This window comes from Pseudoalteromonas sp. THAF3 (genome assembly GCF_009363775.1).
GTDB classification, from domain to species: domain Bacteria; phylum Pseudomonadota; class Gammaproteobacteria; order Enterobacterales; family Alteromonadaceae; genus Pseudoalteromonas; species Pseudoalteromonas ruthenica.
In genome coordinates this window covers 3,132,794-3,156,779 of the sequence record NZ_CP045418.1, presented here as the reverse complement: position 1 = coordinate 3,156,779, position 23,986 = coordinate 3,132,794, and the positions used below count along the sequence as shown (strand labels likewise).

At 48.3% G+C, this 23,986-nt stretch carries 22 protein-coding genes and 2 tRNA genes; 12 read left to right on the top strand and 12 right to left on the bottom strand.

Annotated elements, in window-relative coordinates; all coding sequences use genetic code 11:
- Nucleotides 1-5: 5 nt before the first annotated feature.
- Nucleotides 6-1,145, bottom strand: coding sequence for a PepSY domain-containing protein (locus FIU82_RS14775; protein ID WP_152441395.1), 1,140 nt, complete (start codon nucleotides 1,143-1,145; stop codon nucleotides 6-8).
- 274 nt (nucleotides 1,146-1,419) lie between these two features.
- Here FIU82_RS14775 and FIU82_RS14770 point away from each other — a divergent pair, with 274 nt between their 5' ends.
- The 6 genes from FIU82_RS14770 to FIU82_RS14745 all read left to right on the top strand — a co-directional run bounded on the left by FIU82_RS14770 (nucleotide 1,420) and on the right by FIU82_RS14745 (nucleotide 10,091).
- Entirely contained in the window at nucleotides 1,420-2,034 is a 615-nt protein-coding gene (locus tag FIU82_RS14770; RefSeq protein ID WP_040643146.1) for a PQ-loop domain-containing transporter, read from the top strand.
- A gap of 329 nt (nucleotides 2,035-2,363) precedes the next feature.
- Nucleotides 2,364-3,458 carry an efflux RND transporter periplasmic adaptor subunit gene (locus FIU82_RS14765; protein WP_253946369.1) on the top strand — a complete coding sequence of 365 codons (1,095 nt, stop codon included), beginning with the start codon at nucleotides 2,364-2,366 and terminating at the stop codon, nucleotides 3,456-3,458.
- A 9-nt stretch (nucleotides 3,459-3,467) separates the two neighbouring features.
- On the top strand, nucleotides 3,468-6,590 hold the full coding sequence (locus FIU82_RS14760) for an efflux RND transporter permease subunit (protein WP_152441393.1): 3,123 nt from the start codon (nucleotides 3,468-3,470) through the stop codon (nucleotides 6,588-6,590).
- A 211-nt stretch (nucleotides 6,591-6,801) separates the two neighbouring features.
- A complete protein-coding gene (locus FIU82_RS14755; RefSeq protein WP_022944957.1) occupies nucleotides 6,802-7,371 on the top strand; it encodes a hypothetical protein in 570 nt (189 codons plus the stop codon).
- Nucleotides 7,372-7,429: 58 nt separating this feature from the next.
- Nucleotides 7,430-9,502 carry a S9 family peptidase gene (locus FIU82_RS14750; RefSeq protein WP_253946327.1) on the top strand — a complete coding sequence of 691 codons (2,073 nt, stop codon included), beginning with the start codon at nucleotides 7,430-7,432 and terminating at the stop codon, nucleotides 9,500-9,502.
- Complete coding sequence (locus FIU82_RS14745) at nucleotides 9,495-10,091, top strand: DUF938 domain-containing protein (protein WP_138588062.1); 597 nt, start codon at nucleotides 9,495-9,497, stop codon at nucleotides 10,089-10,091. The genes FIU82_RS14750 and FIU82_RS14745 overlap by 8 nt, the downstream gene beginning before the upstream one ends.
- Here the strand turns inward: FIU82_RS14745 and FIU82_RS14740 are convergent.
- From FIU82_RS14740 to FIU82_RS14730, 3 genes are all read right to left on the bottom strand, one after another.
- On the bottom strand, nucleotides 10,062-11,201 hold the full coding sequence (locus FIU82_RS14740) for a GNAT family N-acetyltransferase (RefSeq protein WP_152441391.1): 1,140 nt from the start codon (nucleotides 11,199-11,201) through the stop codon (nucleotides 10,062-10,064). The two genes, FIU82_RS14745 and FIU82_RS14740, sit on opposite strands and share 30 nt — an antisense overlap.
- 1 nt (nucleotide 11,202) lies before the next feature.
- Nucleotides 11,203-12,543 (bottom strand): carboxylesterase, encoded by a 1,341-nt coding sequence (locus FIU82_RS14735; RefSeq protein ID WP_152441390.1) that lies wholly within the window; start codon nucleotides 12,541-12,543, stop codon nucleotides 11,203-11,205.
- Between the two features lie 85 nt (nucleotides 12,544-12,628).
- Complete coding sequence (locus FIU82_RS14730) at nucleotides 12,629-13,114, bottom strand: Lrp/AsnC family transcriptional regulator (RefSeq protein WP_045979413.1); 486 nt, start codon at nucleotides 13,112-13,114, stop codon at nucleotides 12,629-12,631.
- Nucleotides 13,115-13,230: 116 nt separating this feature from the next.
- Between FIU82_RS14730 and FIU82_RS14725 the strand changes: the two genes are divergently transcribed.
- Both FIU82_RS14725 and FIU82_RS14720 read left to right on the top strand, forming a co-directional pair.
- Nucleotides 13,231-14,406, top strand: coding sequence for a monodechloroaminopyrrolnitrin synthase PrnB family protein (locus FIU82_RS14725; RefSeq protein ID WP_151173627.1), 1,176 nt, complete (start codon nucleotides 13,231-13,233; stop codon nucleotides 14,404-14,406).
- The gene (locus FIU82_RS14720) at nucleotides 14,406-15,521 is read left to right on the top strand and encodes an aminotransferase class V-fold PLP-dependent enzyme (RefSeq protein WP_152441389.1); all 1,116 of its coding nucleotides are present in this window, start codon (nucleotides 14,406-14,408) and stop codon (nucleotides 15,519-15,521) included. The genes FIU82_RS14725 and FIU82_RS14720 overlap by 1 nt, the downstream gene beginning before the upstream one ends.
- Here FIU82_RS14720 and FIU82_RS14715 read toward each other — a convergent pair.
- The 4 genes from FIU82_RS14715 to FIU82_RS18675 form a co-directional block, all read right to left on the bottom strand.
- Nucleotides 15,499-16,113 (bottom strand): flavin reductase family protein, encoded by a 615-nt coding sequence (locus FIU82_RS14715; protein ID WP_152441388.1) that lies wholly within the window; start codon nucleotides 16,111-16,113, stop codon nucleotides 15,499-15,501. The genes FIU82_RS14720 and FIU82_RS14715 overlap by 23 nt on opposite strands.
- Before the next feature lie 521 nt (nucleotides 16,114-16,634).
- Nucleotides 16,635-16,727, bottom strand: a tRNA-Ser gene (locus FIU82_RS14710).
- 23 nt (nucleotides 16,728-16,750) lie between these two features.
- Nucleotides 16,751-16,841, bottom strand: a tRNA-Ser gene (locus FIU82_RS14705).
- A 173-nt stretch (nucleotides 16,842-17,014) separates the two neighbouring features.
- Nucleotides 17,015-17,155: a hypothetical protein gene (locus FIU82_RS18675; protein ID WP_022944967.1), complete on the bottom strand. Its 141-nt coding sequence runs from the start codon at nucleotides 17,153-17,155 to the stop codon at nucleotides 17,015-17,017.
- Between the two features lie 277 nt (nucleotides 17,156-17,432).
- On the opposite strand from FIU82_RS18675, the gene FIU82_RS14700 reads away from it, so the two are divergent.
- Complete coding sequence (locus FIU82_RS14700) at nucleotides 17,433-18,296, top strand: diacylglycerol kinase family protein (RefSeq protein ID WP_152441387.1); 864 nt, start codon at nucleotides 17,433-17,435, stop codon at nucleotides 18,294-18,296.
- Here the strand turns inward: FIU82_RS14700 and FIU82_RS14695 are convergent.
- Nucleotides 18,253-19,200: a DMT family transporter gene (locus tag FIU82_RS14695; protein WP_152441386.1), complete on the bottom strand. Its 948-nt coding sequence runs from the start codon at nucleotides 19,198-19,200 to the stop codon at nucleotides 18,253-18,255. The genes FIU82_RS14700 and FIU82_RS14695 overlap by 44 nt on opposite strands.
- A 92-nt stretch (nucleotides 19,201-19,292) precedes the next feature.
- Here FIU82_RS14695 and FIU82_RS14690 point away from each other — a divergent pair, with 92 nt between their 5' ends.
- Nucleotides 19,293-20,738 carry a PLP-dependent aminotransferase family protein gene (locus tag FIU82_RS14690; RefSeq protein ID WP_045979408.1) on the top strand — a complete coding sequence of 482 codons (1,446 nt, stop codon included), beginning with the start codon at nucleotides 19,293-19,295 and terminating at the stop codon, nucleotides 20,736-20,738.
- 9 nt (nucleotides 20,739-20,747) lie between these two features.
- Here FIU82_RS14690 and FIU82_RS14685 read toward each other — a convergent pair whose 3' ends face one another.
- Nucleotides 20,748-21,539 (bottom strand): YggN family protein, encoded by a 792-nt coding sequence (locus FIU82_RS14685; RefSeq protein ID WP_022944971.1) that lies wholly within the window; start codon nucleotides 21,537-21,539, stop codon nucleotides 20,748-20,750.
- A 340-nt stretch (nucleotides 21,540-21,879) separates the two neighbouring features.
- Here FIU82_RS14685 and FIU82_RS14680 point away from each other — a divergent pair, with 340 nt between their 5' ends.
- The gene (locus FIU82_RS14680; RefSeq protein WP_022944972.1) at nucleotides 21,880-22,068 is read left to right on the top strand and encodes a PA3496 family putative envelope integrity protein; all 189 of its coding nucleotides are present in this window, start codon (nucleotides 21,880-21,882) and stop codon (nucleotides 22,066-22,068) included.
- 33 nt (nucleotides 22,069-22,101) lie between these two features.
- Here FIU82_RS14680 and FIU82_RS14675 read toward each other — a convergent pair whose 3' ends face one another.
- Complete coding sequence (locus tag FIU82_RS14675; protein WP_026111113.1) at nucleotides 22,102-22,401, bottom strand: AzlD domain-containing protein; 300 nt, start codon at nucleotides 22,399-22,401, stop codon at nucleotides 22,102-22,104.
- Nucleotides 22,401-23,117, bottom strand: a complete 717-nt coding sequence (locus FIU82_RS14670) for an AzlC family ABC transporter permease (protein WP_152441385.1) — start codon at nucleotides 23,115-23,117, stop codon at nucleotides 22,401-22,403. Before FIU82_RS14670 ends, FIU82_RS14675 begins: the two co-directional genes overlap by 1 nt.
- Nucleotides 23,118-23,199: 82 nt before the next feature.
- Here FIU82_RS14670 and FIU82_RS14665 point away from each other — a divergent pair, with 82 nt between their 5' ends.
- Nucleotides 23,200-23,835, top strand: a complete 636-nt coding sequence (locus tag FIU82_RS14665; protein WP_152441384.1) for a cytochrome b/b6 domain-containing protein — start codon at nucleotides 23,200-23,202, stop codon at nucleotides 23,833-23,835.
- Nucleotides 23,836-23,986 lie beyond the last annotated feature (151 nt).

Below are 23,986 nucleotides of genomic sequence, written 5' to 3'. Positions count from 1 at the left end.
TTAGCCTAGCTATAAGCCCGCTTGTGGTGTGTTTGTGTACGACGGTTACGCTTAGAAGCCTTCTTACGGCGGCTTCGCACATACCACAAGTAAAACCCTGTGCCCGCCAACCAAACTGGGCTTAAACCGATCACCGCCCAGATGATTTTGCTAACAAGACCGGCAAAATAGCCAAAGTGTAACTTGCGAAAGCTATCGATTAATTGCCAACCAAATGCTACCTCACGGATATCCCAGTTGCTCATATGGGCACCCGTGTCACGGTTATAAGTCACCATATTACCGTATTCACTGAAAAGCGGATTGCTGCTGTCGACTTCTCCCCAAAAGGTAATATGGTCATCTCCCTCATGAGGTAACGTGATAAAAGTTGGCTTAAAGCTGGCAATTTGTGTGCGACTGTCGTCCATTAATGACTGCAGTGATAAGTTTGCCGAATGTTGTTTGTTCATCACCACAGGGTGCTCTTCATCGGCATGTTCAATTACTTCGTGATACCACACAGCGTAGTTAAAGTAGCCCCCGGTGATCGCCAAAATAATGAGAATGGGAGAGCCAAAAACCCCCGTCATTTTATGAATGTCACTGAGCACAATTTGCAGCGTTGCTCGCCAGCGTAAAGTGAACAAACGACGCCAAAATTTGCGATAAATGATAAGTCCCGTAACCCCTAACACCAGTAAGAACAGTGCGAAGAAAAACCCCAGTACTGTTCCTGTTTGTCCTGGTAAGGAGTCCAAGTCATTGAGCATAAAGGTGTAATGCAGCTCTACCAAGAAATCGGTAATGTAATGTGTGGTGCTAACAGGTTCAGAAAGTGTCTCGCCAGTGTATTGATTGACGTGGAACTTGTACCAATCCTCGGTGCCTTTTTTGATTGTGTACACTCTATCTGCAGTGTCATTATCAAACACTTCCCACGCAGCAATAACGTGTTCTGGATAACGTTGTTCGATGTGCTCGGTGAGCGTATCAAGCGACAACCGCTGTTCAGTATTGGCGACGGCAAAGTGTTTTTGCGGCATTAGCCAGCCATCTATTTCGCTTTTAAACACCAAAATAGCACCAGTGATACTGATCAACAGTAATGGCAGCATGGCAGCAAGAGCTAACCAGCTATGAATTTTAAATAGGGTTTTACGCATGGGACTAAGCGAGCTTTCTGACGGTTATGCAAATAATAACGATTATCAAAAATAATACAACCATACTCGTTAAGCGTAAACATAAGCTGAAACTGTAATTATATCTTTACGTTTGCATGATGCGTTGAGTGCCGTATTGCTATTGCTTAGTAGGCTAGCATCTATACAATGCGCGCCTTCAAAAAGTTGTTAATAATCATGTGTTTACATTAATTTTTTGTTTATTAACGGCTTGTTTTCTATTTTAACGATTAGTTTAACAAAAGAGGTTGCTTTGACTGAGTATTTGCCCATTATTTCGTCTTTTATCTTAGCTTTTAGCTTTATGCCGATGCTAAATAAAGTTCGCAAAAACCGCAGCGTTTCTGGGCTTTCTTTGCTTATGATGAGTTTTGGCGTAGCACAAAGTATTTACTTTATTGCCTTCAACCTATTTTTTGAGCGTTACTACATGGTTTTACCTTTTGTGGTGACCGGTATGCTCAGTAGCCTTATTTTGTACTATTTTCTTCGTTACGATGCCGCAGCCAAGCAACGTAAGCAATTATTGTACATGCTACTATTCAGCGTGGCGCCGTTCTCTTTATTGGCTAGCCCTTACGTTGATGCCGATAGTCTGCTTATCGCTCTGACGTATGTTGGTCTGGTTATGAGCTCAATTCGCGTTATGCCACAAACCTATAAAACTTTGCGCAGTGGTGATGTTAGTAACTTGAGTGCGCGCTATTTTATGTTGCAGCTTTTGGCAGGGTGCTTTGGTCTGACGGCTGAACTTTATATGGCGGCGCCCAGCGTGTCGCATATTCTTAACTTTGTGATGATCTTATTGACCAATGCAGCGCAATTAGCCTGTATTCAATATTACCGTCATCGTCCTGCTATGGCATAAGTTCGAAGTAAAAAAGGCTGCCCGTATGCAGCCTTTTTCATCGTTTAATTACCCCACTTTATGCCCTCTATTGTCGCCCATTCAAGTCGCCTAATCTCTCCATCTCGTTGATACGTATTCTCGGTCATGGCTACAGGTGGTGCCGTGGTGTAAAGAAACTGCAAAGTAGTAATACTTCCTTACAAATGTCACCTTACTTATACACGGCAACTTGTTAATATAACGTGAGGATAGATTTATCAAGGTAAGTGGGTATGCACAAGGTACTGAAAAAGTTGTTGGTGGCGCTGGGAGTCGTGTTAGTAACGGGGCTTGCTGGAGCCGCTGTTATGGTGTCGGCAAAGAAGCCAGATGAGACCAAGCAAGTTGATACACGCCCAGTCGTTGAGGTAGAGCAGCTTGCGGCCAACGATCATCAAGTGTTGCTATCCACATATGGTGAGGTACGGCCTCTTGAAAGCACTCAGCTTGCCGCGCAGGTTACCGGCGAGGTGGTAAGCTGGAACGAACGCTTTGTTGCAGGCGGTATTGTTGAGCGCGGTGAGCTGCTGTTCACTATTGAAAAAGATAACTATGAAGCTGCGGTATTACAAGCCGAATCAGAGCTTGCTCGGGCCCAAGCGGCATTAATTGAAGAACAAGCACAACAAGACGTCGCCAAAGACGAAGCTGCCCGTACGCCGGGTGTAAAGCGTTCAGCATTATTCCTGCGTGAACCTCAGGTGCTCAGCGCCAAAGCTGCTGTGAAATCAGCAGAAGCAGCGTTAAAGCGTGCTCAGCGTGATTTAGACAACTGCGAAGTCCGCGCCCCCTACGATGCCTTAGTGATCAGCCGAAACGTAGGCCAAGGACAGTTCGTTTCTGTTGGTAGCCAAGTAGCTGAACTTAACAATATCGAAACGGCGGAAGTGATTGTCCCCGTGGCTGGTTTTGACAGTGCCTTTTTACCACAGCGTGTTGCCGGCACACCAGCCACCATTATCCGGGAGGGGTTAAACGGCTTCACTCGCAGTGCCGTGATCGATCGCGATTTAGGCGTGGTCGACAGCGCTACGCGTATGAGTAACTTGGTGGTGCGTGTTAACGATCCCTACGCTATGCACGGGCAATTGCCTAAGCTGAAGTTTGGCAGCTATGTGCAAGTGCAGTTCGCCGGACAAACTTTGAAAGAGATTTTCCGCCTGCCGCAAGAGCTGGTGAATAACCAGACGGTGTGGGTGGTGAATAAAGACAACCTGCTGCAACCTCGACAAGTGAAAGTGGTACGTGAAGAAGATGAGTTTTTTCTGATCAGTGGTGGCCTTGATGCTGACGACCGTGTGGTTGTCACTTTGCCTGAGTACCCGCAAGAAGGCATGGAAGTGCGTATTGCCGGAGCTGTAAATAGCTCTGAAAATAGCCCCAAGACAACGGATCAACTGTAGGAGCCGATAATGCAACAGCAAAAACAAACCGGTATTATCGCTTACTTTGCCAATAACCCTGTGGCTGCCAACTTGATGATGTTATTCATCATCATCATGGGTATTGTGAGTTACATCACCATCCAGCGGCAGATGTTTCCCAATGTTGAAGTCAACTATATCACCGTTCAGGCTAATTACCCGGGAGCCTCACCACAAGAGATTGAAGAAAGCATCCTGATCAAAATTGAAGAGTCACTTAAGGATGTCACTGAAATCGAAAAAGGGGTGTATCGTGCCTTTCGCAACACAGGAAGCGCGCAGTTAGAGATAGACCCAGATGTTGAGCTCACCGATGTTTTAGATAAAGTTAAGCTGCGTGTTGATGGCATCGCGACCTTTCCTGCGGGAATGGAGCCTGTCACCATTAGCCAAGTAGAGTTCCGCCAAGATGTCATAGGCATGTCTTTGGTGGCTGATTTACCTCTGACAGAACTTAAGCCTATAGCCAATAACATTGAGGATGAGTTACTACAGCTAAGCAATGTGTCGTTGGTGCAAAACGATGTGCCACTCGATGAGATTGCTATTGAAATCAAGCCTGATACTTTGCGCCGTTATAGCCTCACACTCAATGATGTGGCTAGTGCGGTAAGACGTTATTCGGCTAACTTCTCCGCTGGTCAATTACGTACCGATGCCGGCATTATCTCTGTGCGTGTAGAGGCGCAGTCATACTCTGGTGAGGAGTTCCGCTCTATTCCAGTGAAAGTCGGTGCTAATGGCGCTAAGGTCTTACTGCAAGATGTGGCGGTAATAAAAGACGGTTTCACCGAGGGTGAACGTTATTTCAAGTTCAATGGTAAAAACGCCATTTACCTCAGTGTGAAAGCAACCAAAGAACAAAATATGATTCCCGTGGCCGAATCAGTTAAAGCCTATATCGACAGTAAGAATGAGTCGCTCCCCTCTGGAGTGCGTCTTGTACCCTTGATGGATATGACTTACTACCTCAATGCGCGCTTGGACATGATGCTGAAAAACTTGTTCCAAGGGGCCATTTTGGTAGCCATTATGTTGAGCTTGTTTTTACGTTTTAAATTGGCTCTGTGGGTGATGGTGGGCTTACCAGTCTGCTTCTTGGGTGCCCTGATGACCATGCCGTTATTTGGCATTAGCATCAATATCGTATCGTTATTCGCCTTTATCATGGTACTTGGAATCGTGGTGGATGATGCCATTGTCATAGGCGAAAGTGCCTATACCGAGATTGAGAGAAAAGGCGGTGGCGTTGAAAATGTGGTGCGCGGCGCTAAACGTGTCGCCACGCCGGCGACCTTCGGGGTGCTTACCACGATGGCGGTATTCGCGCCGTTTACATTATCAAGTGGTCCTGAACGAGCCTTCTTCTTCGGTATCGCCGTGGTAGTGATGGCGTGTTTGGCGTTTAGCTTGATTGAATCAAAACTGATTTTACCTGCGCACATCGCTCATACTAAGTTCCCACCTATTAAAAAAGATGGGTTCAGAACACGCTTTAATACTCGGTTCTTTGCTTTCGTTAATGGCCCTTACCGACGCACGGTAGAAAAGTGCATCGAGTGGCGTTGGGTGGTGCTATTAGGTTTCATCGGTATGTTAGTGCTCAGTTATACACTTATAGCCAGCAACCATGTGCGCATGGTTCCTACACCAAAAGTGCCGCATGACTTCCCGCAAATTAATATCGAGATGAACGATAACGCCTCGGACATGCAAACTATCCGAGCGGTGCAAAAAATTGAAGCCATGGTGCGTGAAGTTGATCGCGAAACCGAACAACAAGCTGGGCAAAAAATGGTGCGTGATTTGTTGGTGTTTAACCAAGGCCGCACGGAAGCCACAGTATTGGCGCCACTCGTTGAAGAAGAAATTCGCCCTTATAACGCCTTTGAATTGTCGCGCCGTTGGCGCGAAGCTATGCCAGAAATAGCCGGCATTAAATCACTGACTATCCAAGATGATGTCAACGGTAATCCAGGAGGAGACGGCGAATTCGGTTACCTACTATTTGGTTCCGATATCGATACGCTTAATGCCGCTGGGCGTCAGTTTATCTCCATGCTGCAACAGCAAAAGGGGTTGTTTGATATTAGTTCAACCATCGACCCAGCAAGCAAGGAAGTGCAGCTTAGTCTTAAGCCAGTGGCCTATGACTTGGGTCTAGATTTGCAAGATATTGCTAATCAAGTTGGGGCAAGTTTCTATGGTGGTGAAGCGCAACGGGTGATCCGCAATGGTGAAGAAGTAAGGGTGATGGTGCGTTACCCTAAACTCACGCGCGAGGCGTTCTCATCGTTAAAACACACCGTAGTGATGACTCCTAGCGGTCAAGAAGTGATGTTAGGTGATGTGGTTGAACTTCAAGAGCGCCCGGGCGTGAGCTATATTCGCCGCGAGGGGGGTTACCGCACCGTCTATGTGTATGGCAGCATCGATGAAGAAATGGTGGAGCCAACAGCCGTTGTTAAACGCATTAAAGAAGACCTACTGCCACAGCTAAAAGAGGACTTTCCCTCGGTTAAAACTGAGCTTGGCGGCTCCATTGAAGAGCAGCAAGCACAGGCAAATGAGCAAGTGCTGTTTTTCATTGCGGGAATGATCATTGTTTATATTCTTTTGGCTGTGCCGCTGAAGAGTTATAGCCAGCCATTCATTGTGATGTCGGTGATCCCGTTCAGCTTAACAGGGGCATTGTGGGGGCATTTTTGGTTCGGCCTTGACCTCAGTACCATGTCTTTCTTCGGCCTAATCGCCGCCGCCGGTGTGGTTATCAATGACTCATTGGTGATGACTGACTTTGTCAACCAAGCGCGCCGTGAAGGACACAGCACGGCCAGGGCAGTGGTTGAGGGTGGCTGCGCCCGTTTTCGTGCTATTACCCTGACGTCGATTACTACCTTTGCCGGTGTCTTACCCATTATGTTCGAAACCAGCCTACAAGCTAAATTCGTCATCCCTATGGCCGTAGCATTAGGCTTTGCGGTAATGTACGCAACGTTACTGACACTCATTTTAGTACCTTGCTTATATATGATACTCGCTGACGTGCGCCGAGCATTTGTTAAGTTCTGGCAGTTATTCAGTCGCAGGCCAAAAGCGGCAAAGGCGTAAGCAACTAATAGAAGGGAAGGAGACTTCCCTTTTTTAGTATCAAAGTATTATATTGCTTCAATAAACCAATACTTTATTGCGCTATGGCAAAGGGTGAAAGTAGAATATTAATCTTTCAGCTGGTTAAAAATTAAGTTACCTTTAAGTTTTAATTAAGCTTTATTGAGTTGCTACCTGGTTTGTTTAGGAAAGCCAAATTGTGAGGTTTGCAATGGTGAAGTCTTTACCCGAAAGTGAATGGATCAGCGTGGGCACGCTCAGTAGTCATACCCAGTTGTTTCGTGGCGACGTGGTTGAAGTAGAAGTATACGACACCCAAGGGCTAGTCAAAGATCTCAGTTTTGTCATCAATATTGAATCGGACCAGCAAGGGGAACCTCAGAATTGGTCCCGTGAAGTGGCGCAATACATTAACACTCATATTCCTTTAATGCAGGCTGGGCGCATGACCGAGCAAGGATTGATTGTTGGCTATCGTGGTAATGAAATTTATGCCAGTAGTCGCTGTGGCATTACTGAAGTAGTCATTAATTATAACTGTGTAGCTAAAAGCCAAGATCAGGTAGGGGAAATGGCTTCCGGCTATGATCACATTTTTCCTGTTAACCACGAGTCCTATCGCGCTGGTGACCGAGTACTGCATTTAGCGACTGGTAAGGTGTACCGTTGCAAGCCTTGGCCGTATACCGAACTGTGTCGTTTGGGTGGTAAAAACCACGATCAATACGAACCAGGCGTTGGCTTAAATTGGCAAACAGCTTGGCAAGAAGTAGAGGAATAGTCGCCTTGTTGAGCAAATGATACACTGACGGCTCAGTTTCAGTGTATTGAGGTCATTTGTGCAAGCACCCATCGCCAAAAAGGTTCCCCACTTACTTTCCCACCATGGTCAGCAGCGCCAAGATGATTACTATTGGATGCGTGACGATAAGCGTGAAAACCCCGAAGTTCTCGCGCACTTAGAGGCGGAAAATCATTATTGTCAGCAAATGCTTTCGTCAACTGCGCAGCGCCAGCAACAGCTGTTCGCCGAGCTCAAAGGGCGCATAAAGAAAGACGACAATACCGTGCCGGTCAAAGATGGCGCTTATTGGTATCACAGCGAAGTCAGTGGTGATGAAGAGTATGGCCGACATTTTCGTGCCACCAGTTTTAGTGGTGATAATAAAGCCCTACTGTTGGATGTTAATCAGCTTGCACAAGGCCATGACTTCTATGATTTAGGTGAGGTGGCAGTGAGCCCCAATGAGCAGCTTCTTGCCTATGCCGAAGATACCTCGGGAAGACGTATCTACACCGTGGCGTTTAAGGATCTCGCCACCGGTGAGCTGCTTAGCGACACCCTCACTAACACCGAGGGCCAGGTAGTCTGGGCCAACGACAACCGCACGGTTTTTTATGTGCGTAAAGATGAACAAACACTGCTGGGTTATCAGGTGTTTCGTCATCGCTTAGGTACGGCGCAAGAGCAAGACGTGCTGGTATACGAAGAGAGTGACCGCAGCTTTTACATGGGGCTGGGCAAAAGCCGTGACGAGAGCCTGATCTTTATCGATTTAGAAGCCACAGAAACCAGCCATACCTTTGCTATTGATGCCGATAACCCGTGTGCTCCAGTAACGGAGCTGCTGCCGCGCACCCAAGGACACCTGTATGATATTGATAAGCTAGGTGAACACTTTTATATCGTCAGCAATTGGCAGGCGAAGAACTTCCGCTTTATGCAAGCCACTGCCGCGCAATTAGCCGACTTACAGCAATGGCAAGAGCTCGTTGCCCACCGCGAGGATGTGCTGTTAGAGAGTGTCGAGCTGTTTGAGCACTATTGGTTGCTCACCGAGCGCCAGCAAGGGCAGATAGGCTTTGTGGTGTACCAGCACCGCCAAGGCAAGGTGGCGGGAACGCCCATGCCACTGCAATTTGCCGACCCCTGTTACTTTGCCGGTGTGGCCATGAATCCCGAGCCGAATGTGAGTAAGGCGCGGGTGTTTTATTCGAGCTTAACAACGCCGGGTAGCTTGTTTGAGTTTGATTTGGCCACGGGTGAGAAAACCTTGTTGAAGCAGCAGCAGGTGGTGGGTGAGTTTAATGCCGATGACTACGCCAGCGAACGCTTGTTTATCACTGCGCGTGACGGTGAGCAAGTGCCTGTTTCTCTGGTATACCGTCGTGATTTATTTAAAGGCGATGGCAGCAACCCGTTGTTACAGTACGGTTATGGTGCCTATGGCATTACCATCGATCCAAGCTTTTCCAGCACCATCCTGAGTTTACTCGATCGTGGCTTCGTCTACGCTATTGCGCATATTCGTGGCTCAGAGATGCTGGGCCGGCAATGGTATGAAGCAGGCAAGCTCAAACATAAGCAAAATAGCTTCAATGACTTTATTGATGTTACCGAGGCGCTGGTTGCCAAGGGTTATGGTGCCGAGGATAAAGTGTTCGCCAGCGGCGGCAGTGCCGGTGGCCTACTGATGGGGGCGGTCATTAACCAAGCTCCGCATTTGTATCGTGCGATTGGCTGTCATGTGCCCTTCCTTGATGTGCTGACCACCATGCTGGATGAGAGCATTCCGCTGACCACCAACGAGTATGATGAATGGGGTAACCCCAACGATGAGGGCGATTATCAAACCATCGCGGCTTATTCCCCGTACGATAATATCAAGGCGCAAGATTACCCCCATATTTTGGTAACCACTGGGCTGCATGATTCACAAGTGCAGTACTGGGAACCGATGAAATGGGTTGCGAAAATGCGCGAGTACAAAACCGATAATCATCTATTGTTATTTAAAACCGACATGGAGTCGGGTCATGGTGGGGCTTCTGGGCGATTCAAAAGCCTGCAAGAGAAAGCTCTTGAGTTTAACTTCTTCCTACATACTTTGGCTGAAGATGAGCATCAATAAACCTTTTTCACAGGCGTGTGAAAACAATAAAGCGCCAATATTGGCGCAATTACAGCGTATTTTTAAAAATACTGAGCAGGTGCTTGAGATTGGCTCGGGCACCGGTCAGCATGCTGCTTATTTCGCTCCTCGATTGCCGCACTTATTGTGGCAAACCAGCGACTTACCTGCTAACCATGATGGCATCGAGCTATGGCTGCAAGAGGTACAGTGTGACACCTTGTTACCGCCATTGTCTCTCGATATTGGCGAGCCTTGGCCGGTATCGCAACCAGATGGTATGTTCACTGCCAATACCCTTCATATTGTCAGCGAAGCGCTGGTTGAGGCGTTCTTTGCAGGGGTTAGTGAGCATTTGCCATTACATGGCCAGTTATGTATTTACGGGCCTTTTAAGTATCAAGGTCAGTTCACCAGTGCCAGCAATGCACAGTTTGATGCCATGCTCAAACAACGCGATCCACGCAGTGGTATTAGGGAGCAACAATGGCTGGTCGCCTTAGCCAAGCAAGCGGGGTTGACCTTGATTGATGATGTAGCGATGCCTGCGAATAATCAGTTACTGCACTTTGAACGGACTAAGCGCTAAGCATTGTTGTCTATACAAGTCCAGCTGCGCACTTTCGCGAGCCACAAAGTCCGTTAATGCGGCAGTGAATGGGCTGTCACAAAAGCGATGGCAGGAGTGGGTGAAAATCGGCGCAAAGCCACGGGCGATTTTATGTTCCCCTTGAGCGCCGCTGTTAAAAGTTGCTAGCCCCTCGTTTATACACAATTCAATGCCTTGGTAATAGCATAGTTCGAAGTGCAAATGCTGGAATTGCTCATCGCAACCCCAATATCGACCGTATAAGGTTTGCTGGTCGCGCAGATAAAGGCTTGCGGCGACGATGGTGCCTTGGTGCCAAGCGCTGATAATGACCAAATGGTCAGCCATCAGCGTGAGTAGCCGGGTGAAAAAGTCTGCAGTTAAATAGCCCAGATGGCCTGAGCGCTTGAGGTAAGTTTGCTGGTAAAAGCGGATCATTGCATGCATTAACTCGGGGCTAATTTCCCGGCCTTGATGCACTTGTACCTGCAACTGCTGCGCCGCAATCTGTGCTCGTTCTTTTAATACTTGCTTGCGCTTACGAGACTTCAGTGCGCTACAGAAGTGTTCAAAGTTGTTATAGCCGTTATTGCGCCACTGAAACTGTACGGTTTGACGCTTCAGTAAAGGGGGATGTGCCAAGTGTTGGCTGACGTCGTCATTGTAAAAGTTGATATGCCATCCCGACCATTGCTGTTGTTCGGCTTCGTGATCTAGGGCGTTGGCGAGGGCGACAGCCGCTTGCTGTGGGTCAATATCATGGTAAGCGATACGCGGGCCGGTGATGGGCGTAAAGGGGATGGCGCTAAGCCATTTAGGGTAATAGTCAAAGCCGTATTGCTGGTAGGCCTCGGCAATACTCCAATCAAATACATACTCGCCATAAGAGTGAGATTTTATATAGCCTATACATAGGGCGACCAGCTCCTCACCTCGGTATAAACCTAGGTGGTAGGGCTGCCAGCCGGATTGTGCGCAGGCGCTCCCGGATTGCTCTAGGGCGTAAATAAACGAATATTGGCTAAAAGGGTGAGCGCTGAAAAACCGTTGCCAAGTGGGTTGTCCAACCTCAGTGACCGACGTAAAGAAGCGATGCGTCAGTGCCCCCATGTTACTGCATGACCCGAGCCAAAAACACGCTCATATCTTGCTCTAGCTGCGCATAAAACGGGTTATAGGTCAGGCGCTTGAGCGGCCGCTGCTGCGAGAGGTTAGCGGCGGTGCGCTCACCGACGATCACCTCACCCACTTTGCATTGGCGGTAGCGGGCATCATCCTCTAAATAGCTGCCGCAGTTACGATAAAGCCCTTGCCGACCATAGTACGGGTGCTGTGGCGCGTTGACCACTCCAATATGAGAGATATCAATAACGTCCTCACAAGGAGGCTGTCCACGCTGACATGAATAACTCCGAATATCGAACGCGGCCCCTAACAATGCTCTGGCAGCTTGTTGTTGACCATAAAACACCAACATATCGTGCCGAGTTTGCGGACGTTTTTGTGGCTCATGCCATACCTTGAGCATATTTAAGGTCGCGCGTGCATCAATGGTGGTATCGACCTCGCTTTGAACAACAAATAACGGAATATTGGGCAGCTCGGCTTCAGTCAGCGCATCTTGACTAATACGCGACATGGCTTGATGGGCTAGGGCTGCGGCAGCGAAAGGAAAGCTTTCATATTTGGCGAAATCTATGTCGGCGTCTTTATCGATCCAGTTTACGAATGGAACCCGATCAATCCACTTTGCTAGCCAGCCATTTTTATTATGTGGTTCACTGGCGGGAGACCAAAGCATAAGGGCTCGGATATTGGCTCTATCAGGCTCGGCTACAAGCTCGGCCATGGCTAACGCCGCACCGGTTGAGTAGCCGCCAATCACCACCTGTTCGAACTCGTTAGCGGCACGGTTTATGGCATAGCGAGCAAGTTGCTGCCACTGCGAAAACTCGGCGTCCTGAAGCTGAGCTGCGGCACTGCCATGGCCTGGTAACAGTACTGTCCGCACGGTGAAACCTTGGCGATAGAAATAGGCCGCGAGGCTATGATAGCTAAAAGGGGAGTCGGTAAGGCCGTGAAACAGCAACGCGATCTTGTCATTATTATGCTGACGCAGCTCAAACGGACTGAGTAAATGATGCACTTGAGTATTGGCAGGAAGCTGTTGTTGCTGCTGCAGCAGTTGCACTGTGGCTGTGTTTACGGGGCAAGGAGTGTGGGCGCGGGGGTTGTGTGTCTTTAGCCACTGATTGGCACGGCGTAAATAGGTAGCAAAGCTGGGGTTGTCGCTGATATCAACCGCAGCTTGGCCATCACCAATGGCGTAGCGGTAGCGGCCTTGTTCTTTCGCCGCCATTATGGTGTCGACATCGCTGATTATATCGAGGCAAGTTTCGCTGCTGTGGCCTACACCGCTGATCAACATCAGCATAAAAATAACGATACGCATGGGAGTACTCCATCAATCCAAGTTAGCAGCATACCAAAGCACTGCACTGACAGCTAGCTGATAGCGAGCAACCCTGTATATACAACTACAGCGGCAGCTGCCAGCGAGAGAAGCGTTGTTTTAAAACCACGGTGGAGTCAATGGCGGCAATCTCCGCAAGGCCTCCGAGAGTATGTTTGACGAAGTGTTCGTAGTCACCGAGATCTTTGGCAATAATTTTTAGCAAATAATCATACTCACCGGTGATCACCGCACATTCCTGTACCGCTAAAAAGCCATCCACTTGGCTTTCGAAGTTATCGGCAGCCTGAGCGGAGTTTTGCTGCAATTTAATAAGCGCATAGACGGTAACATGAAACCCCAGTTGTTGGGCATTTAAACGGGCATGGTAACCACGAATATAGCCGGCTTGCTGCAGCTTAGTGATGCGGCGAATACAAGGAGTATCTGACAGATTAACGCGCTGCGCTAACTCGCTGACACTCATCCGGCCATTGTCTTGCAGCAGCGCAAGCAACTGCAGGTCCTTGGCATCTATTTTGATTTTTGAGTGGTTATCGCTATTTATCATTTATTAAATGGTGATTTTTATTATTTTTATGCGTTTATGTTAGTGGAGGTTAATAAAAAGCACCACCGGCTTTATGCTATTTTTACCTTATGTAAGGCAATATTTTTGTAGCTCCTATGACACCGCACGCACAGCAATTTGATGACTGGATCCGCAGTCGCTTTGTCGAAATTAATAATCAATTAGAACAGCGCTACCAAGTACAGGCCGATCGTGCCAATGTCCATGGTGTCGGCGATGCACTGAAGCAGCAACTCACAGACGAAGGAGACGCGTTAATAGCTAATTTAGTTGATGAGGGCAATACCGATGAGGGCTTCGATAGTGCCTTTGATTTGCTCGGCAATGTTGGCTTATATATGGCGGCGTGTCGGCGTCATGAAATCACCGAGCCGTCACGAGAAACGCATTCTCCGCTGCAACAAGCGTCGACTCTGGCCATGCACATTGGCGCGTCAATAGGCGTTACCCCTCGTTTTGCAACGGCGCATTTAACCACCCATAATCGCGCTATCAATGGCCAATATAAACGCTTTACCGATCTGCCCGATGAACGCTTGTTTGTAGACTACAACACTAAGGGTATAGTGGCCTTCAAGCGGGCCGCCGATGCGTTGTTGCGTATCCAGCCCTTGGGCATTTCTCACCCTGTGGTTCCTGATTTATTGTTAGTGGCCGAACAAGCGCTAAAAGATGTACTGGAAAGTAACCGCTATTTATTTCAACACCTTGATGCACAGCAGTTCTTTTATGCCGTGCGCCCTTATTACAAGCCTTACCGGGTTGGCAAAGAGGTCTATCGGGGCGCCAATGCCGGTGATTTTGCTGGTATTAACGTGATCGATATGTTGTTGGGGTTATGTTGTGCCAATGAACCGGCTTATTCACAAATGCTGGTAGAGAAGTTTTTATACATGATGCCAGAGGATCAGCGCGTACTGCGCAATTGCATGCGTTTGCCATCGATTATGGATGAGTTTTTAGCGGTGGCACCGCAGCAGCATAGCAGTTCCTGGTTTCAGCAAAACCTCAGAGCATTTTTGAGGGTGTGTAAATTGCATGGGCAAACGGCAATTCAGCACCATAACCAGCTGGTTGATAAGTATATTCGTATTCCTAATGAAAATCTTGGTAGCCAGCATCAAACTAAGGTAACGGCCAGTGGACCGCCCTTACCTGTGCTGTTAGCCGAACTCGCTAATCTGCGCGATAAGCGCGCCGCGCGCGAGCGCGATGATATTCACACCCGTTATCACGATATCGCCACATTAACGGCGTTGGTGGACAACTAATGAAAGATACCTTTGCCTTGCCTCAAGGGCCCTACTTACTCAGCCACTCGGTGGGTCGGCCATTAACAACCGCACAGCACGCCTTCAATGAGGCGTTCTTTGCGCCTTGGCAACAGGGCCAACAAGAGCCTTGGTCACAATGGCTGCAGGCTATTGAACAGTTTACTCAAGCACTCGCGAGGTTGTTTAATAGCTCTGCTGGGCAATTTTGCCCGCAGGTTAATTTATCCAGTGCATTGACCAAGCTGCTGATGGCCCACCCACGGCTAACGAGAGGTGGGTGCAAAGTGCTGCTCAGTGAGCAAGACTTCCCGAGCATGGGCTTTGTGCTGCAAAAAGCCTTACCTGAGGATTGTCAGCTGCGATTTATACCGGCTCACGAAGATGTCAGTGATGCTCAGGTATGGCAGCATTACTTAGACACTGAGGTTGATTTGGTGTTTGTTAGTCAGGTGTATTCCAACTCTGGGCAGCAAGCCCCGGTTGCTCATATCTGTGAGTACGCGAAAAAGCGGGGAGTGTTGTCGCTAATCGATGTAGCTCAGGGAGCGGGGGTGATCCCTTTGGATTTAACCGCAGTGGAACCCGGCTTTATGATCGGCTCGAGCGTAAAATGGCTCTGTGGTGGGCCAGGCGCCGCTTACTTATGGGTTAGTGAGCAGCAATTAGCGCACTGTCAGCCCAAAGACGTGGGCTGGTTTTCCCATAGTAATCCTTTTGAATTTGATATTCATCATTTTGACTACCATCCCAGTGCCTTACGTTTTTGGGGCGGCACCCCCAATATTGCACCTTATGTTTTGGCCGCGCACAGTATTAGCTGGTTCAATGAGTACGGCATCGATAAGGTGCGCAACCATAACCTGGCCATGCAACAACTGCTGTGGTCGCACCTGCAGCAGTGGATTGTCTCGCCTAAGGAGCCTGAGAAGCGCAGTGGTACCCTGATTGTCCATGGCGGACGTCACCAACGGGCCCTGCTAGCGGAACTAAGCAAAGCCTGTATCAGCGTCGATGAACGCCGCTTGGGTATTCGTATCTCACCGCACATCTACAATGATGAGCAAGATATTGCGGCGTTACTCAGCGTTGCTAGTCGAGTACTGGGCGACTAAGCACGCTTTGACGGGTGGTATGCGCGTAGGCATCGCCACCTAGCTTACCTATAGTAGGCAAGCGGTCCGGTGCGATGCGACCATCGACCAACAGAGCATCATCAATGTCGATGGTTTTAACGTCGAGTAACATCACTTGCCCGCTTCCCGGCTCTGAGCCAAGTTCAATCACCTCTCGCAGCGTGCACTCGTAACGTACTGGCGCAGCAGCAACGCCTGGCACCGATACACTGTGGCTAGTATGTTTATCAATACCCACGGCCGTGAATTCACTGATATCACTCGGGTAGTTGGCGCAGCTTTGATTCATCGCCGTGAGCAAGTCTTCGGTGACGATATTGACGACACATTCTTTGGTCGCCAGCAAGTTTTTCAATGTGTCTTTCGGCTCTCCTGTGCGAGGTGTCACATGAGTAACTGATAACACCGGCGGTTGGCAGCTGGCCACGCTAAAAAATGAGTAAGGAGCTACATTATCGACGCCAGTGGCGCTGCGGGTGCTGACCCAAGCAATAGGACGAGGGGTGATGGCACCGACAAGGTGCTGATAAAGTTGTTGGCTAGACTCTGCGTCTTGGGTATGTAATAGCATAGTGAATATTCATCGCTGTTGATAATGGGGCGCTATGGTGGCAAACGTGGTGAAAAAGTAAAGGCCAGGTTCTGATAACGGTTGTCGGGATAAGCGCGCGTACATCCTGTACTCGCCCCTACGGGGGCCTTCGCAGTTCTGAGACGCCGAAGGCTGGACGCTTGCGACTGGACGCCGAAAAGCAAAAAACCGCAACAATGTGCGGTTTTTTAACTTAACTAATGGCTTCGACTCGGGATGAGCATTCGTGTATCCATACACTCGCCCCTGCGGGCGCCTTCGCGGCTCAAAATGCTCCCGACATTTTGTCGAACAAAGGGTCCTCACCAAGTCCGCCTTCTCGAAATTTAGTTATAAAAAAACCCGCAGCTAGTGCGGGTTCTTTTATAACTAATGGCGGAGAAGGGTCGAAGAAATCGAAGTATTGCTTCGCAGTTCTGAGGCGCCGAAGGCTGGACGCTTGCGACTGGACGCCGAAAAGCAAAAAACCGCAACAATGTGCGGTTTTTTAACTTAACTAATGGCGGAGAAGGAGGGATTCGAACCCTCGATAGGGCTACAAACCCTATACTCCCTTAGCAGGGGAGCGCCTTCAGCCACTCGGCCACCTCTCCGGCGCGAATCAGTTTGTAAAATGTGGCGGAGAGATAGGGATTCGAACCCTAGATGGGCTATTAACCCATGCCGGTTTTCAAGACCGGTGCATTCAACCGCTCTGCCATCTCTCCATGGGCTAGGATAATACTGAGGCAAAACGCAGGTGTAAATAGAAAAACGGTCGTTTGCTTGATTTTTGTGCTAATTCAGTGAAATAGAGGGTATTTTAGACTGCTATGGGGGGAAGGTTGAGGGTGTAAAGCTGGTTGGTGCCTTACACCCCAAGTAACATTAATCTAACTTATTACTTGTAACGAACGACGCCACTAAGAGCGAGTTCCTTACCGAAGCGGTTTAACTTTGCCAGCATTTTTGCTTTACGCTTGCTGGGCTTAACTGCGACTTGGCTTGCTGCCGTTTGGTTTAATGTGTTTACTGGGTTCATCTTGGTTGCTCCGCGCTATGTCTGTGTCTGAAAACATGGCTATTGTGAGGCTGAAGTGGTTAAAAATAAAACGATAAATTTTGGCCCTTTCGCATAAGTTTTTTTTATGCATTTTGCTTTTGTTAAGTTTCAGTTTAGCGTGTTCTATGCATGATTATATTTGTATGCTTTTACCTTGAACCATATTATATTAGGGGTTTAAAGCTTGATAAGCTTTCTGTATTAAAATAGGCTGCATATTTATTCAGATAAAACATATTTGTTTTAAGGTGTCCATTTGCCGACTTGTTCATCTTGGTTGGTGGTCTATCACCCCAGTTACCAAAAAAAGTTGCTCGACCAACTCGAAAAATGTTTGCAGCAAGCGTCTATTGGTTACTCCTGCTTGGCTACGTCTGGGGATTTTGCGCGTGACTTAAAACGTTTGAAAGCGTGCAGCAATGGTTTAACAAGGGTTGTGGTGCTCGGTGGCGATGGCACCTTACACTTGGTTGTCAATGCGTTTGCCTACACCGCTGTTGAGGTGGCGTTGATCCCTTGTGGCAGTGGCAACGACTTTGCTCGGCAGTGGCGTGTTAGCCAAGCGCATTGGTTAGCTACAGCGTTGCGGGCGCCGGCGCAGCGTATCGACTTGGGGCGAATTAACGATCGTTACTTTGTTAATGTGGCTGGAGTTGGTTATGACGCTGAGGTGGTGCGCGCAACGCAGAACAAAAAAGGCCGACTAGCCCGTTGGCGATATAGCTGGGAGGGGCTTAGGCACTTGTATACCTACTCTAACCCACAGGTCAGGGTAGAAATTGATGGCAAGGTGACTAACCAGCGCCAGCTGATGTGCTGCTTTGCCAATGGTCAGTTTTTTGGTGGTGGCATGAAGGTCGCGCCGGATGCTAATGTGACAAGCGGCGCTCTAAATTACCTCAGCGTTGCTCAAGGCGCGCCACTGCGCCAAGGCGTGGCGCTATTACTCAGTTACTTTGGCGCGCATACGCGCCTTGCACAGATCACCACAGCGGTTATAAAGCGCTGTGAGGTGACAACTGTAGGGTTGGGTATTGAAGCCGATGGCGAATACCTTGGCACCACGCCTGCCGTGATTAGCTGCCAAGCGGACGCACTGCTTTTGGTGGTACCTCGGTAACACGGGGCTTACGAAAGCGAGCCGTTATTTTGTGTACTGGCGTGAGCACAATGGCATTGCCAAGCAGTACACAGGCGAAGCCATACAAGGTGTTCGCTTGCCATACGAAGCCTTCGAATAGGGTGCTCAGTACCACCGCTACGAGCGGGAATAAGACGATCACATAGCTGGCTTTCTCAGGGCCAATATTTTTTAATAGCACGAAGTAGCAGGCAAAGGCGATGACCGTACCAAAGGTACTTAAGTAAAGCAGCGATAGCCAGTAACTCATTGTGGTTGCTGCGAAATCGACACTGGCGCCAGTGAGTATCACATACAAGCTTAAACCTAGGGTGGCATACAACATGCCCCAGGCATTGCCTTGTAAAATTCCGACCTCGGCTTGTGAGTTACGAACACTGACCATATTCCCTAACGATGCCACTAAGGTGCCCGATAACGCCAGCAGCAGACCAATTAATACGCCATTGTTTAAATCCAACGACGAAATTGCCGGCCAAAACAGTACGGCAATCCCTACCACGCCCAGTAGGGCGCCAAAATAAATGCGTTTGGCGATGGGGCGAGAGAAAAACAGCTTGGTATTAATGATATTCATCAACAACAGCATACTGAACGCAATCGAGGCTAGTGCCGAGGTTAGATAGGCTTGTGCCCAGTAGAGAATAAGATAATTAGCGCCAAAATTGCACAATGCCAATAAGGCAAAAAAGACATGATCGCGGCGATTAAAACGCATAGGGAGGCGCTTGATGAGCACATATCCCCACATCAATAGCGCTGCTATGGCAAAGCGCAGCAACAGTGATACCTCCACGGGGACGCTACCTAGTTGAAACTCAATCGCCAGCCAAGTTGAGCCCCAAATGAGCACAGTGACCACATAAAGCAGGATGTTGTTCATGATGAATTCTCGTGATCGTAAAAGGTGGTATTTTAAAGTGATTCTGTATACTGTACATACACAGAAAAGTGATTTTGATACCTATACAGATTATGTCGCGGACGATTAATAAGCAGCGCGCTGTTTATCTTTATCAGCAAGTTGTCGACCTGATTAAAGATATGCAGCAACACGGCACCTTAAATGCAGGGGAAAAACTTCCCTCGCTGCGGGCCATGGCGCAGAAGCTCTCGGTTAGCATTCCTACGGTACAGCAAGCGTATCAGGAGTTAGAACGTCAAGGGGTGGTTAGCGCCCGGGAAAAGTCTGGGTTTTACTTAAATGCGGCGGTGCTCCCGTGCAGCCAGCCAAAGCGCTCGCGATTGGCGCGCTCGCCCGTGGCAGTTAACAAGCAGGCATTAATTGAACAGGTTTTCGATGGTTTACATCAGCCCGGTGTGATCCCGCTGGGGATCGCCAACCCGGTGGCGGTGAGTGCCACCGATAAAGTACTGAGCCGAACTATGCGCAAGGTAATGAACGCAGCCGGCGACCAAGCGATTAACTATGGCCCACTGGACGGCTTTGCACCGCTAAAAAAAGAGATCATCGGTCGATATTTAGATTTTGCCATCGGTGTGAATAGTGACGAGCTCGTTATTACCAATGGCGCGCAAGAAGCATTAAACATTGCGCTGCAATGCGTTACGCAAATGGGTGATATTGTCGCTATCGAATCGCCCTGTTACTTCGGCATCATTGAGATGATTGAAAGCTTGGGGCTGAAAGCCATAGAGATCCCAATGTGCCCGGAAGAAGGTGTCTGTGCAGATGATTTGGCGCGTGCCTTCGCAGAGCACGACATCAAAGCCTGTATTTTCTCTACTACAATTAGCAACCCCTTGGGCTCGCAAATGTCCGATGAGCGCCGCCAGCAACTGGTGCGCATGATTGAGGAACGAGGGGCGGTGCTTATTGAGGATGATGTGTATGGTGAATTGGCGTATGAACATAGTCATGCTAAACCGGCGCAATACTTTTCTCGCAAAGGGCAAGTGATCACCTGCTCGTCGCTTTCCAAAACAGCGGCGCCGAGTTATCGCGTAGGATGGATGATTGCTGGTAAGTATGCAGCGCAAGCGCGACGCTTAAAACGGGCGATTAGCTGTTCATCATCATTGATGAATCAGTGGACCCTGTACGAGTTTATGAGTAGTGGCGATTACGACAAAAACTTACGTACACTACGCCAGCGCCTAGCCTTGAACAAGGAGCGCATGCGGGCGCTGGTGTTACAGCATTTTCCGGAAAAAACGCGGATGACTAATCCCAAGGGCGGCTGTGTCTTGTGGCTGCAGTTACCAAGCCAATACGATGTGATTGAACTTTTTCATTTGGCGTTGGACGCGGGGATCAGCATTACACCGGGCTCAATATTTAGCGCTACCGATAAATACCGTCAATGTGTGCGCCTGAGTTATGGTATTCCTTGGAGCGATAAAGTGGAAGTGGCAGTAGCGCGGTTGGGAGCGCTCTGCCAGCAAGTGCGAAAGGGGTGATTATTCCGACTATTTAGTAATTAAAAGCTGGAAGTCACTTAGTTCAGGGACCATGCTCACCAGTTGGGCCTCTTGCTCTGCCAACTCTGAGAATGAATGGCACAGGGCGTCTGCGCGCTGCTCGATATTGGCAGCTTGAAGCTCAACACGCTGTTCAATTTGCTCACCCATGCGTTCCATGCGCTGCTCGAACTCATCCATGTCGCCACCTGAGCTAACCATTTGTGAGCCCAGCGCCATCAGCACACTGCCCATGGATTGCACCATCGCCTGTTCAACGGCTTGCTCAAAGTTTTCATCGAATTGTTGCTCAATATCTTCACCTAGCTCATCAAAGCTTTGTTTGCCCATCACAAACTCGCCATTTTGATAAAAGCTATGCTCGATATTATTGCCAATATTATCCACGACCTGCTGTAACGCGTCATTATGCTCAATGCCAAATGCTGCACTCACTTCCTCAATGGCCACACCGGCTATTTTCACGCCATCAAGGGCAATCTGAGCAACTTCAGGGACGTAACTACGTAGTTGCTGAGAGTAATTATCCAGTGCTTGCTGCTGAGCTGCAGTCAGAGGCATAACTTCACCATCAACGAGCAGCTGCTGACCATCGTATACCATGTGTTGATTATCGACATTGGTGATTTGTATGCGTTCAGGGTTGATACGAATATCACTTTTAAACTCAATATCGCACTGTTGTGAACCAAATGAGAGGTTATCTGGCTTTTGCTCGTGTGCCAGTGCGCTTGTGGTTACCGTCATGGATGCAAAAAGAAGGGCTGCTGTCGTTTTCATTGTCATTATTCCCGTTGATTGTTGTTACGAGAGATACATTACAAATTCGGTGCCAAAATTATTACTCCATAATAAACAATAGGTTATTAATTTATAGTGAGCTGGCTTTTGCTAGAGATTTAAAAAAAAGCTAACTTTTAGTTGTTTTCAACAAGGTGTTAGTGAAAGTCGCACATTGATGATCATCGTCAATAAAAGATATTTGTTGAAACGATAAAAAAATCTCACTTTCCAGTTTTGCCATTTGCAGCTATTTATTCATTTTAAGGGCGTAGGCTCTTGGTCGTGGTGAAGCTAAGCTTGAGCCGCGCACAATGATTGTAATTAACTGGAGTGTATTGTGGGTAAAACATATTCCTATGATGCGTTAGATGACGAATTTGTTGAAGATGAATACGAAGCGATGGGGCGTAACCAACATGACCGTCGTAAGCGCAAGGTCAAAAAGAAGCTTGATGATTATCTAGAGCAGCGTAAGCTGCGGAAAAATCTCGGCTACGATGATTTTGACGATTACCTCAACGAGTAAAGTTAGGAAGGGGCGAAAGCCCCTTTTTTGTTTTCAGCGCAGCAGAAAATAAGCAGCCATCCCTACTAAAGTGGTGAGATAGATACTTTTACTGCGATAAGCAACAATAATGGCCAGTACGGCGGCCAGTAAATAAGGATTGCGATAACTAATATGCCACTGCCCCTCAGGAAGGAGGACAATGGGCACCCAAATAGCGGTCAGTACCGCCGGCGCACTGAAGCTTAAAAAGCGCTGTAATTTGGGCCCGACCCGAAAGGGTAAGGCGCGATGTAAAAACAGGTAACGGCTGGCAAAGGTGATACATGCCATAAGCACTATGGTCGTCAGTATCATTGGTTACCCTTACTGACCATGTAGCCCACCGTCATACCACTTAGGGCGCTAAGTACCAACCAGAGTTCCAGCCCCCAAGCTTTGAAAGTGGCGGCGCAAATCCCGGTGATCACCACGCAGGCTAAGGTTGCTTTGTTTTTTATGGTGGGCACAACCAAGGCAATAAAAGTAGTGGCGATGGCAAAGTCTAAGCCTAAATTGGTTAAATCGGGTAATAGTTGGCCTGCCAAGATGCCCAATAGAGTCCATATATTCCAGGCCACATAAAAGCTAAAGCCAGCGCTGAGCGCATAAATAAGGCGTGTTTTCGTTTGATATGCCTTGCGGTGGTGGGAAAAGGCGAATAGCTCGTCGGTTAACACGAAGCTGACGGGCAAGCGCCAGCGCAGCGGTTGGCTAATCACTTTTTGGCGTACTGCCAGACCATAGAGAAAGTGGCGAGAGCTAATAATGAAGGTCGTAAACAGCAGTGTCAGCAGTGGCGTATGATCAGCGATAAGCTCGATGGCCACCAGTTGCGCCGAGCCGGCAAAGACCAACAACGACATCAATTGCGTTTCCCAGGCGCTGAAGCCGTTTTGCATCGCCAACGAGCCACATAATAGCCCCCAAGGTAAAACCGCTAAGTTTAACGGCAACATATCGAGCTGACCTTTGATAAGGGCCAGTCGATGTAAGCGGGTTCGGTTTTTAGCGTTTGTAACAGCAGACATAAGCAAAGTTTTTTACGATCAAGCACGCAGCATGACACAGAGTTTGGCATAATCGCAATATTGCCAAGTTAAGGAGTCAAAAATGAAAGTTTGGGATGGGTTTATACGCTTTTTTCATTGGAGTTTAGTGCTGTGTATCGCTGGCCTCTATTTCTCTGCGGAGGAGGGCGCGATGGAGTTACACTTTGTGCTCGCCTACATTACCTTAGCATTGCTTGCAACTCGCTTGTTATGGGGGCTTTTTGGTAGCGAAAGTGCCCGTTTGCGCAAGTTATTACACTCACCCAAAGCCGTGTTTAGGGCGCTCAAACAAAGCGAACAAGTGGCCGGGCATAATGCGGCGGGCAGCTATATGGTGTTGCTATTTTTTGCACTGTTATTGGTGCAACTGCTCAGCGGATTGATGACCACAGACGACATTCTTACCGATGGTCCTTTAGTCCAATATGTATCTTACGATTGGGTTGAGTGGGCCTCGTCCGTGCACCATCAAAACTTTGACTTTATCCTAGCCGCCATTGCTTTGCATATTGCTGCTATTGTGATTTATGCATTGAAAGGTAAAAGGCTGGTGCCAGCGATGGTCACCGGTCGCAATAATGCAATGCAAGAAACAGCGGTAGTCAAGCCTGCTTGGCCTGCGTTCGTGGTTTTTGCAGCTATACTGGCTGCGCTGTTATGTACTTGGGGTTACGAGCCGCTCGTAAGTCTTATTTAAAACATACTTTGTTACATATTCATGAGGTCCATTGAAAGTCCATTGAGCGGGCATAGCCCGCTTTCCAACTTACTTATAATAATTTTACATTAATTTAATCTTGCCCCTCTTTTTGTTTTCATTATAGTTGCAATTGAACAACAACAATAAT

Excerpts from the sequence above, each read along its gene's own strand:
- FIU82_RS14775 (WP_152441395.1), bottom strand. The coding sequence starts at position 1,145 with ATGCGTAAAACCCTATTTAAAATTCATAGCTGGTTAGCTCTTGCTGCC.
- FIU82_RS14765 (WP_253946369.1), top strand. The coding sequence starts at position 2,364 with ATGGTGTCGGCAAAGAAGCCAGATGAGACCAAGCAAGTTGATACACGC.
- FIU82_RS14760 (WP_152441393.1), top strand. The coding sequence starts at position 3,468 with ATGCAACAGCAAAAACAAACCGGTATTATCGCTTACTTTGCCAATAAC.
- FIU82_RS14755 (WP_022944957.1), top strand. The coding sequence starts at position 6,802 with ATGGTGAAGTCTTTACCCGAAAGTGAATGGATCAGCGTGGGCACGCTC.
- FIU82_RS14740 (WP_152441391.1), bottom strand. The coding sequence starts at position 11,201 with ATGGGGGCACTGACGCATCGCTTCTTTACGTCGGTCACTGAGGTTGGA.
- FIU82_RS14735 (WP_152441390.1), bottom strand. The coding sequence starts at position 12,543 with ATGCGTATCGTTATTTTTATGCTGATGTTGATCAGCGGTGTAGGCCAC.
- FIU82_RS14730 (WP_045979413.1), bottom strand. The coding sequence starts at position 13,114 with ATGATAAATAGCGATAACCACTCAAAAATCAAAATAGATGCCAAGGAC.
- FIU82_RS14725 (WP_151173627.1), top strand. The coding sequence starts at position 13,231 with ATGACACCGCACGCACAGCAATTTGATGACTGGATCCGCAGTCGCTTT.
- FIU82_RS14720 (WP_152441389.1), top strand. The coding sequence starts at position 14,406 with ATGAAAGATACCTTTGCCTTGCCTCAAGGGCCCTACTTACTCAGCCAC.
- FIU82_RS14715 (WP_152441388.1), bottom strand. The coding sequence starts at position 16,113 with ATGCTATTACATACCCAAGACGCAGAGTCTAGCCAACAACTTTATCAG.
- FIU82_RS18675 (WP_022944967.1), bottom strand. The coding sequence starts at position 17,155 with ATGAACCCAGTAAACACATTAAACCAAACGGCAGCAAGCCAAGTCGCA.
- FIU82_RS14695 (WP_152441386.1), bottom strand. The coding sequence starts at position 19,200 with ATGAACAACATCCTGCTTTATGTGGTCACTGTGCTCATTTGGGGCTCA.
- FIU82_RS14690 (WP_045979408.1), top strand. The coding sequence starts at position 19,293 with ATGTCGCGGACGATTAATAAGCAGCGCGCTGTTTATCTTTATCAGCAA.
- FIU82_RS14685 (WP_022944971.1), bottom strand. The coding sequence starts at position 21,539 with ATGAAAACGACAGCAGCCCTTCTTTTTGCATCCATGACGGTAACCACA.
- FIU82_RS14670 (WP_152441385.1), bottom strand. The coding sequence starts at position 23,117 with ATGTCTGCTGTTACAAACGCTAAAAACCGAACCCGCTTACATCGACTG.
- FIU82_RS14665 (WP_152441384.1), top strand. The coding sequence starts at position 23,200 with ATGAAAGTTTGGGATGGGTTTATACGCTTTTTTCATTGGAGTTTAGTG.